The sequence below is a fragment of the Saonia sp. genome, assembly GCF_056326165.1.
This window is the reverse complement of record NZ_JBWFBN010000001.1, coordinates 109,405-122,910: the sequence shown is the minus strand read 5'-3', so window position 1 is coordinate 122,910 and position 13,506 is coordinate 109,405. Positions and strand designations below refer to the sequence as shown.

At 34.8% G+C, this 13,506-nt stretch carries 12 protein-coding genes; 8 read left to right on the top strand and 4 right to left on the bottom strand.

What is annotated here, in order from left to right:
- Positions 1-102 precede the first annotated feature (102 nt).
- The 3 genes from AC000W_RS00575 to AC000W_RS00565 all read left to right on the top strand — a co-directional run bounded on the left by AC000W_RS00575 (position 103) and on the right by AC000W_RS00565 (position 2,229).
- A complete protein-coding gene (locus tag AC000W_RS00575; RefSeq protein WP_474745150.1) occupies positions 103-660 on the top strand; it encodes a hypothetical protein in 558 nt (185 codons plus the stop codon).
- Positions 638-1,468, top strand: a complete 831-nt coding sequence (locus AC000W_RS00570; RefSeq protein WP_474745148.1) for a class I SAM-dependent methyltransferase — start codon at positions 638-640, stop codon at positions 1,466-1,468. Before AC000W_RS00575 ends, AC000W_RS00570 begins: the two co-directional genes overlap by 23 nt.
- Positions 1,469-1,722: 254 nt before the next feature.
- The gene (locus AC000W_RS00565) at positions 1,723-2,229 is read left to right on the top strand and encodes an OmpH/Skp family outer membrane protein (RefSeq protein ID WP_474745146.1); all 507 of its coding nucleotides are present in this window, start codon (positions 1,723-1,725) and stop codon (positions 2,227-2,229) included.
- Between the two features lie 52 nt (positions 2,230-2,281).
- On the opposite strand, the gene AC000W_RS00560 is transcribed toward AC000W_RS00565, so the two are convergent.
- Together AC000W_RS00560 and AC000W_RS00555 are read right to left on the bottom strand one after the other, a co-directional pair.
- On the bottom strand, positions 2,282-2,680 hold the full coding sequence (locus AC000W_RS00560; RefSeq protein ID WP_474745144.1) for a DoxX family protein: 399 nt from the start codon (positions 2,678-2,680) through the stop codon (positions 2,282-2,284).
- An 11-nt stretch (positions 2,681-2,691) separates the two neighbouring features.
- Positions 2,692-3,843 carry a DNA polymerase III subunit gene (locus AC000W_RS00555; RefSeq protein WP_474745142.1) on the bottom strand — a complete coding sequence of 384 codons (1,152 nt, stop codon included), beginning with the start codon at positions 3,841-3,843 and terminating at the stop codon, positions 2,692-2,694.
- Between the two features lie 159 nt (positions 3,844-4,002).
- Between AC000W_RS00555 and AC000W_RS00550 the strand changes: the two genes are divergently transcribed.
- The 3 genes from AC000W_RS00550 (at position 4,003) to AC000W_RS00540 (ending at position 7,946) form a co-directional block, all read left to right on the top strand.
- A complete protein-coding gene (locus AC000W_RS00550; RefSeq protein ID WP_474745140.1) occupies positions 4,003-5,193 on the top strand; it encodes a phosphoglycerate kinase in 1,191 nt (396 codons plus the stop codon).
- 118 nt (positions 5,194-5,311) lie between these two features.
- Positions 5,312-6,946, top strand: coding sequence for a lytic transglycosylase domain-containing protein (locus tag AC000W_RS00545; protein WP_474745138.1), 1,635 nt, complete (start codon positions 5,312-5,314; stop codon positions 6,944-6,946).
- Positions 6,947-6,956: 10 nt separating this feature from the next.
- Positions 6,957-7,946, top strand: coding sequence for a DUF4837 family protein (locus AC000W_RS00540; RefSeq protein WP_474745137.1), 990 nt, complete (start codon positions 6,957-6,959; stop codon positions 7,944-7,946).
- A 69-nt stretch (positions 7,947-8,015) separates the two neighbouring features.
- On the opposite strand, the gene AC000W_RS00535 is transcribed toward AC000W_RS00540, so the two are convergent.
- Entirely contained in the window at positions 8,016-10,421 is a 2,406-nt protein-coding gene (locus AC000W_RS00535; protein WP_474745136.1) for an OmpA family protein, read from the bottom strand.
- A 288-nt stretch (positions 10,422-10,709) separates the two neighbouring features.
- Positions 10,710-10,895 carry a twin-arginine translocase TatA/TatE family subunit gene (tatA, locus tag AC000W_RS00530; protein ID WP_474745134.1) on the bottom strand — a complete coding sequence of 62 codons (186 nt, stop codon included), beginning with the start codon at positions 10,893-10,895 and terminating at the stop codon, positions 10,710-10,712.
- A 180-nt stretch (positions 10,896-11,075) separates the two neighbouring features.
- Here tatA and AC000W_RS00525 point away from each other — a divergent pair, with 180 nt between their 5' ends.
- Both AC000W_RS00525 and AC000W_RS00520 read left to right on the top strand, forming a co-directional pair.
- The gene (locus AC000W_RS00525; protein ID WP_474745132.1) at positions 11,076-11,945 is read left to right on the top strand and encodes a M23 family metallopeptidase; all 870 of its coding nucleotides are present in this window, start codon (positions 11,076-11,078) and stop codon (positions 11,943-11,945) included.
- A gap of 6 nt (positions 11,946-11,951) precedes the next feature.
- Positions 11,952-13,451 carry a GH3 family acyl-acid amido synthetase gene (locus AC000W_RS00520; protein WP_474745131.1) on the top strand — a complete coding sequence of 500 codons (1,500 nt, stop codon included), beginning with the start codon at positions 11,952-11,954 and terminating at the stop codon, positions 13,449-13,451.
- Positions 13,452-13,506 lie beyond the last annotated feature (55 nt).

Genomic DNA, 13,506 nt, shown 5'->3' with positions numbered 1-13,506 from the left:
CACGCCAAAATGTTCCACGTGGAACATTTTCTTTTTGTACATATTTCACTGTTGTTGGCTTGGTTTTTGATGAATTAAAGACCACTTCTAAGCTTGTTGAATATGAAAAGAACAATACCCGCCTTTTTGTTTTTAATTTTTATACAGTCATGCATTCCTATTCGTATTGCGCCAAACATACCCGACTACAAATTAACCACAGGTAAAAAGTTCAAAAGAAACCTTCCCAAACGCAATATGTTCATTTTTGAAGACCCAAAGGAGGCTGAACAATTTTATAAGTATGTAAATATTAAATATCAATTAGACAATGAAAATGTATATGATGATGTTCCATTTATGATTGATGACGCTCAGTATTTCTTCTCATTTTATGAGACCGAGATTCAAGATAAAAGCATTCCAATTCTTGGAGTTTTTATGGATGTAGCATTGAGTAGAGCAACAGATGGTGATGATTATGAACCCGTCTTTACACCCAATGGCGGAGTCTATAGAAAAGGGAATTGGTATATAGCCATTGAAGTCTATAGTGATATAGAAAGAGATTGCTTAGACGAAAATTCACTTTCTAGAGAAGTAGTTTTAAAGTATCTTCGAAGCTTAAAAGAAGAATATTTGTCTACTCACAATTACAATGAAGTTGTATTTAAAAACTAAAGATTATTCAGTTTCAGGCGAAGAGTTTCAATTGATGCAAAACCCAGTTATGGATATGTTGATTACTGAGCCCCAACCAAAGAACTTGGATGTCTATTATCAAAGTGATGACTATATTTCTCATACAGATTCTCAAAGAACAGCCGTAGATAAAATTTATCAATTTGTAAAAAGACACAGCCTCAAAAGGAAGCTTAAGTTAATTTCAAATCTAACCAAGGATAAAAAAACGCTTTTAGACGTTGGTGCTGGGACAGGGGACTTTTTGTTGGTTGCAAAAAATGCTGGCTGGCAGGTTGATGGGGTAGAGCCTAATGAGATTGCAAGTCAGAAATCAAAAGAAAAAGGAGTTGAAACCTTTAAAGATCTAGAGGTATTATTATCAACAAAAAAATATCAGGTAATTACATTGTGGCATGTATTGGAACACTTGCCTGATTTAGAATTACAAATTAAAAAAATAAGCTTACTCCTTGAAGAAAACGGAACCTTGGTCGTGGCTGTTCCGAATTACAAATCGTATGATGCCAAATATTATAAATCTTTTTGGGCAGCTTATGATGTTCCAAGACACTTGTGGCATTTTTCTAAACAAAGTATCAAAATTCTATTTGAAAAAGAAAACATGAAGATATCAGAAATTAGACCTATGGTTTTTGATTCGTTCTATGTTTCACTTTTATCCGAGAAGTACAAAACCGGAAAACAGAATTTCTTTAAAGCTTTTTGTGTTGGATTGTGGTCCAATTTAAAAGCATGGAGAACAAAGGAGTATTCTTCTCTAATCTACATCCTTAAAAAAGCCTAATATTCATTTTAAAGCGATTTTACGAGCTTTCTCAGAACAAGCCGATTACCATGTTTTCCAATTTAAAAAAGCGCAAATAAACCCCGATTTAAACACCTTAAACCATTGTTTTAAACAATTGAAACAAACAAATACAATAGTTTTTGTTTATAGTTATTTTTTTGGTGTCAATGTTTGTCAATCTGTCTTTTAACCTAAACTTTCTTTTATTCTTAAAAAGCTTTCCTATTTTTGCCCAACTTTAAAAAACTAGGATGAAAAAAATAATTTTGGCAGTAGTGCTATTGGGAATGGTTGCATGCCAACAGGATAAAGTAGGTTACGTGGACAACATAAAAGTGATGACCGATTATCAAGAAAAAATGGATATTGATGCAAAATATAAAGCATTGGCAGAAACTTTTGGCAAAAAGAGAGATAGCATTTCGCAAACGTTTCAAATGGAAGCTCAAGCCTTTCAAGTGAAAGCCCAAAGTATGTCTCAGGCAAAAGCTCAAGAAGAATATGCTGTAATTCAACAAAAAGGACAGTTTATTGGCCAACAATTACAACAGGAAGAACTGGCTTTGCAACAAGGCAATCAAACAGAACTGGATAGTGTTGTTTCTAAGGTAAAGAAAGAGATAAAGGCATATGGAAAAGCAAATGGCTTCACCTATTTATTTAGTGGTGGAGATAATGGAGCAGTTCTATATGGAACTGATGCCAATGATGTTACGGATGCAATTGTAAAAATCTTGAACGATAAATACAAGCAGTAAGCATTAAGGAAATTAATTTAAAGGGCCTCAGCATTAATTTGTTGGGGCTTTTTTATGTCTGTAACAGAAAAACCAAAAATATTGCAGGAACAAAATAAATGGCAATGGTTCTGGCGCCATCATAATCTTTAGCTACCCGTTGTCCAAACAAAAGTAACAACAGAGTTATACAAGAAAGTATCGCACCATAAAAGGCATACGTTTCCCTGTCCAAAGCTATAAGTTCGTATATACCCACCGCGCACAGAATTGCGACAAGCATTTCCAAAACCAAAATAATTGCAACCATTGAAGGAACAATGTTTTTAAGAAAAGTTTTCGAAAAATGCTCTTTTAGCCAGGAAGTGTTTCCACTCCAATCAAATATTTTGTCCAATCCGCTTTGTAGAAATGTAATGACCAAAAAAAGCAACAAAAGAAGTTCAGTAGCATAATTTAAAACAGTATCCATCGTAACGTTTTTTAGGCGGCCTTTTTATGAAGAAGCCGGGTTAGTTTAATTGATAAATCAGTCAGTATTATTTTAGAATTCCCATTGCGCTCAATATGATAAATGGCACTTTCTAGCTCTTTAGCAATATCTAAAATATTGTTTTCGTGAACAAAAGGGGCAAATTTTTCTAATTGAAATCCATCCACATGAATTTTCATGTAGGCAAGATCGGTTGCTGTATAATTTATAAGCAATGCCTGCCTCATTACGCCCAAGCAATATTTTAAAAATTTTTTTTGAGTTTCTCGCCCTGTTTTTGCAACCTCCTCACTCCACAGAATAAGCTCATGTATGGCAGCCTTATTGCCTTTTGCCTTAAAAGCACTACGTACCCACTGAACAAACCATTTTTCAAAGACCAAGTCTTCTGAATCGTTGTTTATTAAATCCAATGCTTTGTTATAATTTCCATTGGCTTCATGTGCTATTCTAAACGCCTCTTCTTTTTGCGTCCCTATTTCTTCTAAAGCATTGGCAATCACATTTTCGGCCAAAGGAGGAAAATGAAGAATTTGGCAACGAGACCTTATGGTTTGTATAATTTGCTCTTCGTCCTCAGCAATTAAGAGAAATACGGTTTTTTCTGGTGGTTCTTCAATGAGCTTTAGAAGCTTATTTGCAGCAGCAGTGTTCATTTTATCTGCCATCCAAACCAACATTACTTTATAACCTCCTTCGTAGGATTTTAGGGATAGTTTTTTAACAATATCCTGAGCTTCATCAACTCCAATTTGCCCTTGCTTTTTTTCAATACCTATTAATCTGTACCAATCAAAAAGATTTCCATAGGGCTGCTCTGTTAAAAACTGCCGCCACTCTTCCATATAATGGTTGCTAACCGCATGGCTTTTTATTTTATCACTATTAGAAACGGGAAAAGCGAAATGAATATCTGGGTGAGAAAGCGAATTACATTTAATATTGCATGCATTATTCCCATTAATATTTTCACTATCTAGATTCTGGCAAATAACATATTGGGCATAGGCCAAAGCCATGGACAAAGTTCCAGAACCTTCAGGCCCTACAAATAATTGCGCATGTGGTATTCTACCCGCATCAGCACTTTGCGACAAATGTTTTTTTATATGAGCTAGACCTAAAATATCTTTGAAAAGCATTAATCAAAGATAGTTTTTTTTGATGTTCTGCCTATGAGACTGGGACCTTGTTAAAATAATAACAAAGATTCTCTTTATATAACCGTAAATTCTAGGTGTCGGCCTTTATATGCACCTCATAAATCTTTACATTTGCCACTCTTATAAAACTAAAGCAAAATGAAAACCATAGACACAATAAATTTTGAAGACAAAAAAGCATTGATTCGTGTTGATTTCAATGTTCCATTGGATGCTGATTTTAATGTGACGGACACTAATAGAATTGAAGCCGCTAAGCCAAGCATTATCAAAGTTTTGGAGGATGGCGGAAGCGCCATTTTAATGAGTCACTTGGGAAGACCAAAAGGGCAAATCAATCCAGACATGTCTTTAAAGCACATTTGTGATAAGGTTTCAGACATTATAGGTGTTCAAGTAAAGTTTGTGGAAGATTGTGTTGGTGAAGAAGCTGAAGCGGCGGTTTCTAATCTACAAAGCGGCGAGGTGCTTTTGTTGGAAAATTTACGTTTTCATGCCGAAGAAGAAAAAGGAGACGAAACCTTTGCAGAACAGTTATCTAAATTGGGAGATGTTTATGTAAACGATGCTTTTGGAACAGCACATAGAGCACATGCATCTACAACAATTGTTGCTAAGTTTTTCCCAGAGAATAAATGTTTTGGATATCTTTTGGCAAAAGAAATTGAAGCTATAGAAAAGGTTATGCGTACCGGTGAAAAACCAGTTCTGGCAATTTTAGGAGGTGCTAAAGTTTCATCTAAAATTACCATTATTGAAAATATTTTAGACAAGGTAGACCATTTGATTATTGGCGGAGGAATGACCTATACATTTGTTAAAGCACAAGGGGGAGAAGTTGGGGATTCTATTTGTGAGGACGACAAAATGGAACTGGCATTGGATATTTTAAAACAAGCAAAAGAAAAGGGTGTGCAAGTACATATTCCTGTTGATGTTTTAGCAGCAGATGATTTTAGTAATGATGCACAAACCAAAGTCTTGGATGTGGATAAAATACCAAGCGGATGGCAAGGGTTGGATGCCGGTCCAATGACGTTAAAAAATTTCCAAGAGGTTATACTTAAATCTAAAACCATTCTTTGGAACGGACCAATAGGCGTATTTGAAATGGAAAGCTTTGCCAATGGCACCATTTCATTAGGGAACTATATTGATGAAGCAACAAAAAATGGAGCATTTTCCTTAGTAGGAGGAGGAGATTCCGTAGCTGCAGTTAAACAGTTTGGCTTTGAGGATAAGGTAAGCTATGTTTCTACCGGCGGAGGAGCTATGTTAGAGAGTTTGGAAGGAAAAACGTTGCCTGGAATTGCTGCAATATTAGAGTAGATAAGGCGTTATCGATTAACGGGCTTTTCTCAACCGAGAATTACTTTTAAGTTAAAAGTTTTATTTTTCAAGAAATTTAAACGATTTTTAACGGCTCTGTTAGTTTAAACCAAACCTTATGTGCGCTATAAAAAAAATACACTTCTGTGTTGTTTTATCTTTTGTGGGTTCATTTTTGAATGCCCAACAAATAGATAGTATTAGGATAAATGCTACGATGTCCGCGGGGGCTATAGAAGTGGCTTCAGACTCAACTTACGCAATTCAAGAAGCAACAGAACAGAAAGAGCTTGTAAAAACCTCTAATGAACCGGATGCTATTTTGTTTGGTTCGGTAAAATCAGGCTCAAAAAAATATGATCTTCAAGACAATCAAGAAGCGGCCACATATGATAGTCTTTGGTTAAAGGAACTTGTAAATCAGGCATCACTTTTTGACATTATGTACGAAGAGGTTTCCAATTTAGAGGTTGATTCTGCTTCTGCATATAATTTGGATACCGAGACACTAAAAAAAAGACTGGAAATCCTCAACCAAAAAACACCTTTTAATATTTCATATAATCCATCTCTGGAGAATGTAATAAAGTCTTTTTTAACAAGAAAGCGTGGTCTCATGGAGAGAATGCTTGTTAGTAGCCAATTCTATTTCCCTTTGTTTGAGCAAGAGTTAGACAATCAAGACTTGCCATTGGAAATAAAGTATTTGTCTATCGTTGAGTCCGCCCTGAACCCACGCGCCAGATCAAGAGTAGGAGCCACAGGTCTTTGGCAATTTATGTACGGAACAGGCAAAATGTATGATTTGGATGTGAGCAGTTATGTTGATGAACGAATGGATCCAATAAAATCCACAAAAGCATCCGCAAAATATCTTTCAAAATTGTACGATATTTTTGGGGATTGGGATTTGGCATTGGCAGCCTACAATTCAGGTCCAGGAAATGTAAACAAGGCCATTCGAAGATCAGGGGGGTATAAAAACTATTGGAATATCAGAAGGAATTTACCAAGAGAAACAGCGGGTTATCTTCCAGCTTTTTTGGCTACCATGTATATTTTTGAGTATGCGGAAGAGCATGGTCTTAAAACAAAAAAAGTAGAGCGCCCTTATTTTATGACAGATACGGTCCAAGTAAAGAGCTTAATTACTTTTAATCAAATTTCGGAACTGGTGGATGTTTCCGTTGACGAGCTAAAGGTTTTGAATCCATCTTATAAGTTGAATGTTATACCATTCATTAAAGGGAAAAACTATTCCTTGAGACTGCCCACAGAAGCGATGGGTAAATTTGTTGCCAACGAACAAGCCATTTATGCACATGTAGAAAAAGAACTTAAATCAAAAGAAAGTCCTTTGCCGCAATTGGTAAAAGCAAATGACCAAATTAGATATAAAGTTCGCAGCGGGGACTATTTAGGCAAAATTGCAGAGCGCTATAGAGTAAGAGTTAGTGATATTAAAAGATGGAACGGATTGCGAAGCAATAATCTGAGAATTGGGCAACGTCTTACGATTTTTACAAGGAACCCAAACGTGACGCAAGCGGTTGCTAGTGCCAAAACAAACTCGGCTAAAACAGCCCCTATAAAGGGCACCAAAGTACATACTGTTCAACAAGGGGATTCTTTGTGGACCATTTCTAGAAAATATCCTGGAATTAGTATTGAAAATTTACGAGAATGGAACGGTATTAGTGGTAGTAATTTAAAACCGGGCACAAAACTTAAGTTGTGTGATTGTTCATCGTAAATTTAAACCAATGAAAAAATTAAGAACACTTTTAGTACTTGCCATAACAATTTCATTTTTCTTCTCCTGTAAGAACAAGAATAAAACAGAATACAAACCCTCATCTATAGGAGCAATAAACTCATTGACCGTTGTTATGGACAATGATTTGTGGAACGGTCCTGCGGGGGATAAAATAAGAGAACATTTTGCGGCACCTTTGAAAGGAATGATATGGGACGAACCCAAATTTTCACTTAGCCATATACCCAAAAGCGTATTTAGTGGCGCCATAAGAAATTCAAGGACCTTATTATATGTAGATATTGATACGTTGAGTGTGGCTCATGTTAAGACAAATTTATATGCCAGACCGCAAAAAATAGGTGTTTTTAAAGGCAGAAACCTTGATGAACTGGTGCAGAATATTGAAAATAAAGCTCAAGACGCTATAACAAGTTTTAAAACATTAGAAATTGAAGAGGCACAGACCCGTTTTAAACGTTCTATGAACAAAGAAAAGGTTCTGGAAGAAAAATTTGGGATTTCTATGACCATCCCATCGGTTTATAAAGTGGGCAAACAAGAAGACAATTTTGTTTGGTTGGACAGGCAAATACCCAAAGGACATATGAACATTATTGTTTATACAATGCCAGAAGATAGTTTTGACACAGACTCTACATTTGTTAAAGATATTATTAGAATGAGGGACTCTATAGGAGAAAAGTATGTTCCCGGACCTGATATGCCTGGAAAAACCACTTATATGATTACTGAAAAAGCTTTTGCGCCAGCAATTTTTCCAGCAGAAGTTGCAGGAAACAAAGCAGCAGAGGTTAGGGGGATATGGGAGGTTAAGAATGATTTTATGGCGGGACCATTTTTAACCTATATCATCAATGATGAGGCAAATAAAAGAAAGGTGGTTGTAGAAGGCTTTACTTTTGCCCCCGCTACTGAGAAAAGAGATTATATGTTTGAACTGGAAGCCATACTCAAAACCCTTAAAATAGGTTAGGTAAAGAATCTAGATATAAAAAAAGCCATCTTAAAAAGATGGCTTTTTGTTTGCTCTATATTTTTTAGGTCACATCTTTACAATTATGAATTCTGATCGTCTATTTAGTTTGTGTTTTTCTCTGCTACAAGGCTCACCATCACCACACTCGTTTAACAAGCGCTCTTCTCCATACCCAATAGCACTTTCAATTCTATCAGGAGATATTCCTTTTTGGATTAAGTAGTCCCTAGAGGATTTAGCCCTCTTATCAGAAAGATATTTGTTGTATGCGCTTTCCCCAAAGGAATCCGTATGGGATTCAATTTTAATGACCATGTCTTGGTATTCGGTCATTACATCAACTAGCTTATCAAGCTCCTCTGCGGCATCTTTTCTAATATTAAATTTATCAAAGTTGAAGTAAATCATATCAGTTTTAAGCTTCTTTATACCTTCCTCAACAAGAATCAATTCTTTTAGTTTTCTCATTGAGACATCAATATTTACAACTTCATTTTGTTTAGTGCTTACTTGGGCTTCTTCATCAAAGTAGCTCTCCTTTTTGGTCGCTATGGTATATTTTGTATTTCCATCTAAATCCTCAAAAATGAAACTACCATCTTCTTTAACCATCATTTCTTTAAGTTTGATGTTGTTTTCATCCAACAATGTTACCATTGCTTTGGGCATAACATTGCCAGTAATAAGCTCTGTAACAACACCGGCAATTGCATTTTCTTCAACCTCATCAGGAATTAAGCGCTTAAAAGAATAAATATCATCATCCCCTTTTCCACCTGCTCTGTTTGAAGCGAAAAATCCTTTTTGGGTTTCCTCATCAACTATATATGAAAAATCATCTTTTCCACTGTTTACAGGTGCTCCTACATTTATGATTTCCGAAAAACCTCCCTCTTCATCTATCGTGGCCACGAAAACGTCTAACCCACCTAAACCAACATGACCATTGGAAGAAAAATATAATTTTTCATCATTTATAAAAGGAAACATCTCTCTTCTTTCAGTATTTACATTTGGCCCTAAGTTTTTTGGCTCGGAAAACAAACCATCTTCCAGTACATCTACCACAAAAATATCGGTCATGCCAATGCTTCCAGGCATATCTGAAACAAAATAAAGTTTCTTCCCATCTGGACTTAAAGCTGGGTGACCAGTTGAATATTCGTCACTATTGAAAGGTACTTCAACAGCTTCTAACCATACACCATCTATTTTTTTGGACATATATATCTTAAGGTTGTTTATACCCTTCTTGTCTCTTTTTAATTTCTTTTTATAATTGTTTCTAGTAAAATACATGGTCTCATTGTCTGGAGAAAAGGTAACAGAGGCCTCATGATATTTTGTGTTTATTTTTTTGGAAAATTTAGTAGCGTTTCTTAAGTCGTAGCTTTCTTTGTTTAGTTTTGCTGCAAATAAATCTAAGTAGGGTTGTTTGTTCCATTTATAAGTATTGGTCGTAAAGACTGACGTATCTTTTGCAGATGCATAAACAACTTCGTCTTCATTGTAGAACATTGGGGAGAATTCTGAATATTTAGAATTTATTGCCAAATTCTTTACCTCGAATTTATCACCTTGATTAAGAATATTGTCTAAAACCGCTTCATGACTTATTTTGGGAGTATTACTTCTATTAGCATTTGTCCCATTGTTTTTAGGCATTTTATCATATAGCTTCATAAGCCTTTTTGCCCTACCATATTTGCCAGAACCTTTTAATGTATGTGCATATTTAAAAATAACATCTGCAGAAACACTGCCTTGATATTTTTCATAGAGGATGTTATACCAATAATAAGCTCTTTCCATATTGGTATTAAAGTAATGTGCGTCCCCTGCTTTTTGTAGGACCTCCATTGTTTGGTTTTCCCTGTTGCCATAAAGAGCTTGCTCATAAAGTTCGGCCGCTTCTGCATACCACATTTTGTTGAAGTACTCGTCTGCTCTTTTAATTAATTTATTGTCTGGTGTTTTATTTTTTTGCTGAGAAACCAATTTTTTCTTAATTGGAGCTAATGGAACACTAATGGCTTCAACTTTAACTATAGGGTTTTTTATATTTGGCTGCGTGCTTTCATTTGCCACAATCATGACCCATAAATTTTCTTTATAAGCACCATCTAATTTTGTCTCGCAGGCCATTAAAGCATCTTCCCAGCGAGTATAATGTTTTAAATAAAGATAATTAAGCTTATTGTCTGGATTAAAAACAAAATTTGCAGCTATGCCTTTCTTTTGTAAAGATTTTATCTCTTTATTTAAATAGGTTTTGTTTTTATAAACATTGGAAATGACATAGAAACCATTTTCTACGTTTTTCAAATTTTCAAATTTTCTGCTTTTTACGGTTTCTTTTGAATTTGAGGGATTGATAGCCAATCCAGGTTCCATAGGTTTAATACCAATATGATTACCTGCGAACAGACAAAAAGAGAATAAAAAAATAAAGACCTTAATAGGTGTTTTCATGCGTTTTATGTTTATTAAAACACCACTACCATCATCAATTTGGGTTTTTTAACAACGAACAGCACATGCTTGTGCCAATTTCAATTTTCGAATTTATTGGTTCTTAGTTAGGAATTATATTTTTTGTTGTGAAACACAGGTTTTGTGTCGTAAACGAAGAAATTATGTATTTTACCGATAAGGCTCTATCTGTACTGACAATGCAAGAGGATGATTTTTATGCATTTAGACACAAAAAAACCCATCATTTTAAATGATGGGTTTATAATTATTTTTTAAAAAGATAATTTAATCTTCTTTTTTTTCTTCAATCTCTTCTTCTTTAGAAGCATCTTTAAATTCTTTGATGCCACTTCCAAGACCTCTCATTAATTCTGGAATTTTTTTACCTCCAAACAACAAAAGAATTACCATAACGATAATAGCTATTTGCCACGGCCCTATCATTCCTAAAAAAATATGTGATGATATCATAGTAATTAATTTTAAGTAATAACAAATGTAATAAATAAAGAGATAAGATACAGTTAATATTAACGGGAACCAACATATTTAATTGCCCAATGCCTATTTGGTTTTTAGATACCGTTAAGGATTCTATAAATTAGCAATCACTTTCGTTAAAATTCAATAGTAACCTTATATTTGTGTTCTATGGCCAAAAAAGGAAAAAAAGGGAAAGAAATTAAGAGGAAACTCTTGCATAAGTACCGTTTGGTAATACTAAATGAAAGCACTTTTGAGGAAAAAATCTCTTTTAAATTAAGTAGATTGAATGTTTTTGTAACAGGAACATTTTTAATGATTTTATTAATTGGCCTTACTACGTTGTTAATTGCATTTACACCCTTACGAGAGTATATTCCCGGGTACTCTTCTACACAACTAAAAAGACAGGCTACGGAGCTTACTTATAAAACAGATTCATTGGTAAATGTTTTAAATTATACCAATAGGTATTTGGACAATGTTAGGATGGTATTAAAAGGGGATGTCGCAAATAATGAAATAAATAGGGATTCGCTTTTTGAGCAATTTAAAATAGACCCATCAACAGTAAATTTAACTCCAATTAAGGAAGATTCTCTTCTTAGGGCTCAAGTAGCTTTAGAAGATAAGTACAACTTGTTCGAAAGAGACGTTAACAATGTTAATATTGTTTTATTTCCTCCAGTTTCTGGAATGCTTTCCCAGGGATATGACCTAGAAAAGAAGCATTTTGCTGTAGATATAGTTGCTCCAAAGGAAACTCCGGTTAAAGCAACCGCTAGCGGAACAGTTATTTTTTCTGAGTGGACTACTGAGACAGGCTACGTTATTATCCTAGAACATACTGAGGGATTATTATCTGTTTATAAACACAATGGTTCTTTAAATAAAGGGCAAGGAGACTTGGTAAGAGCGGGAGAAGTCATTGCTGTTGTGGGGAACACAGGGGAGCTAACTACAGGACCACATTTACATTTTGAGTTGTGGAGCAATGGAAACCCAGTAAATCCAATGGATTATATCGATTTTAAATAAGATTATATGTCCTTAAAATCGTTAGCAGCAAAACAGTTTGCAAAAAGAATAGCAAAGAAAACCTCCAAGTGGGTAAATAACCCTATTGAAACACAAGATAGAGTATTCCAAGACTTAATTTTCACTGCAAAGGATACATTATTTGGTTCTGACCACCAATTTTCTAAAATAAAATCCCATTCAGATTTTGTAGCGCGTGTTCCTATACGAGATTATGAAGAATTAAAGACGTATGTTGAAAAAGTAGTCAAAGGAGAAAAGGATGTTCTATGGCCCGGACTACCTATCTATTTTGCCAAAACCTCCGGCACCACATCTGGCGCAAAATATATACCAATAAGTACAAAATCTATCAAACACCAAGTTGAAGCTTCTAGAAATGCTATTTTAAACTATATCTATGAGACAGGTAATGTAGATTTTGTTGGCGGAAAAATGATTTTTTTACAAGGAAGCCCTGAATTGACGGAGAAAAATGGTGTTAAACTAGGAAGGCTTTCGGGAATTTCTGCTCATTATGTGCCAAGCTATCTACAAAAAAACAGATTACCCAGCTGGGAAACCAATTGCATAGAGGATTGGGAAACTAAGGTAAATACCATTGTTGATGAAACGGTACATGAGGATATGTCTGTTATTGCCGGAATCCCTTCTTGGGTCCAAATGTATTTTGAGAAGCTAAATGCAAAAACCAATAAGAAGGTTGGAGAATTATTCAAAAATTTTCAGTTGTTCATCTATGGTGGAGTAAATTATGAACCATATAGAGCAAAATTTGAAAACCTTATCGGTAGAAAGGTAGACAGTATAGAATTGTTTCCGGCAAGTGAGGGTTTTTTTGCATATCAAGACTCCCAAAAGGAAAAAGGAATGCTATTGTTGTTGAATTCTGGTATTTTCTATGAATTCGTAAAGGCAGACGATTTTTTTAATGAAAACCCCGAAAGAATAACCATTAAAGATGTCGAAACAGGAATTAACTATGTGATGATTATTTCTACCAATGCGGGATTATGGGCATATAATCTTGGAGATACCGTTCAGTTTATTTCTTTAAAACCCTATAAAATAATAGTTTCAGGGCGTATAAAGCATTTTATTTCTGCCTTTGGGGAACATGTAATTGCAAAAGAAGTAGAGGAGGCAATGCGCCAAGCAATTGATGCAACAGATGCCAGAGTGAATGAGTTTACTGTAGCGCCACAAATTACACCTCTGGGAAAGGAATTGCCTTATCATGAATGGTTAATAGAATTTGAAAAAACCCCATCTGATGTTTCTAAATTCATTCAGGTTTTAGACAAATCACTCCAAAAACAAAATAGCTATTATTATGATTTGATTGAAGGCAAAATACTTCAACCCTTAAAAGTATTATTCATTAAGAAAGGAGGCTTTGTGGAATACATGAAATCTATTGGGAAACTTGGCGGGCAAAACAAAGTGCAACGCTTATCTAATGATAGAAAAGTTGCAGATATATTATCACTTCAAAAAGAACCTTAAGAAAGGATATTTCTTCTAAATTATTGCTAACAAAAATATTAGATGTAATTTTGTT

Excerpts from the sequence above, each read along its gene's own strand:
- AC000W_RS00525 (WP_474745132.1), top strand. The coding sequence starts at position 11,076 with ATGGCCAAAAAAGGAAAAAAAGGGAAAGAAATTAAGAGGAAACTCTTG.
- AC000W_RS00555 (WP_474745142.1), bottom strand. The coding sequence starts at position 3,843 with ATGCTTTTCAAAGATATTTTAGGTCTAGCTCATATAAAAAAACATTTG.
- AC000W_RS00575 (WP_474745150.1), top strand. The coding sequence starts at position 103 with ATGAAAAGAACAATACCCGCCTTTTTGTTTTTAATTTTTATACAGTCA.
- AC000W_RS00545 (WP_474745138.1), top strand. The coding sequence starts at position 5,312 with ATGTGCGCTATAAAAAAAATACACTTCTGTGTTGTTTTATCTTTTGTG.
- tatA (WP_474745134.1), bottom strand. The coding sequence starts at position 10,895 with ATGATATCATCACATATTTTTTTAGGAATGATAGGGCCGTGGCAAATA.
- AC000W_RS00520 (WP_474745131.1), top strand. The coding sequence starts at position 11,952 with ATGTCCTTAAAATCGTTAGCAGCAAAACAGTTTGCAAAAAGAATAGCA.
- AC000W_RS00565 (WP_474745146.1), top strand. The coding sequence starts at position 1,723 with ATGAAAAAAATAATTTTGGCAGTAGTGCTATTGGGAATGGTTGCATGC.
- AC000W_RS00550 (WP_474745140.1), top strand. The coding sequence starts at position 4,003 with ATGAAAACCATAGACACAATAAATTTTGAAGACAAAAAAGCATTGATT.
- AC000W_RS00540 (WP_474745137.1), top strand. The coding sequence starts at position 6,957 with ATGAAAAAATTAAGAACACTTTTAGTACTTGCCATAACAATTTCATTT.
- AC000W_RS00560 (WP_474745144.1), bottom strand. The coding sequence starts at position 2,680 with ATGGATACTGTTTTAAATTATGCTACTGAACTTCTTTTGTTGCTTTTT.
- AC000W_RS00535 (WP_474745136.1), bottom strand. The coding sequence starts at position 10,421 with ATGAAAACACCTATTAAGGTCTTTATTTTTTTATTCTCTTTTTGTCTG.
- AC000W_RS00570 (WP_474745148.1), top strand. The coding sequence starts at position 638 with ATGAAGTTGTATTTAAAAACTAAAGATTATTCAGTTTCAGGCGAAGAG.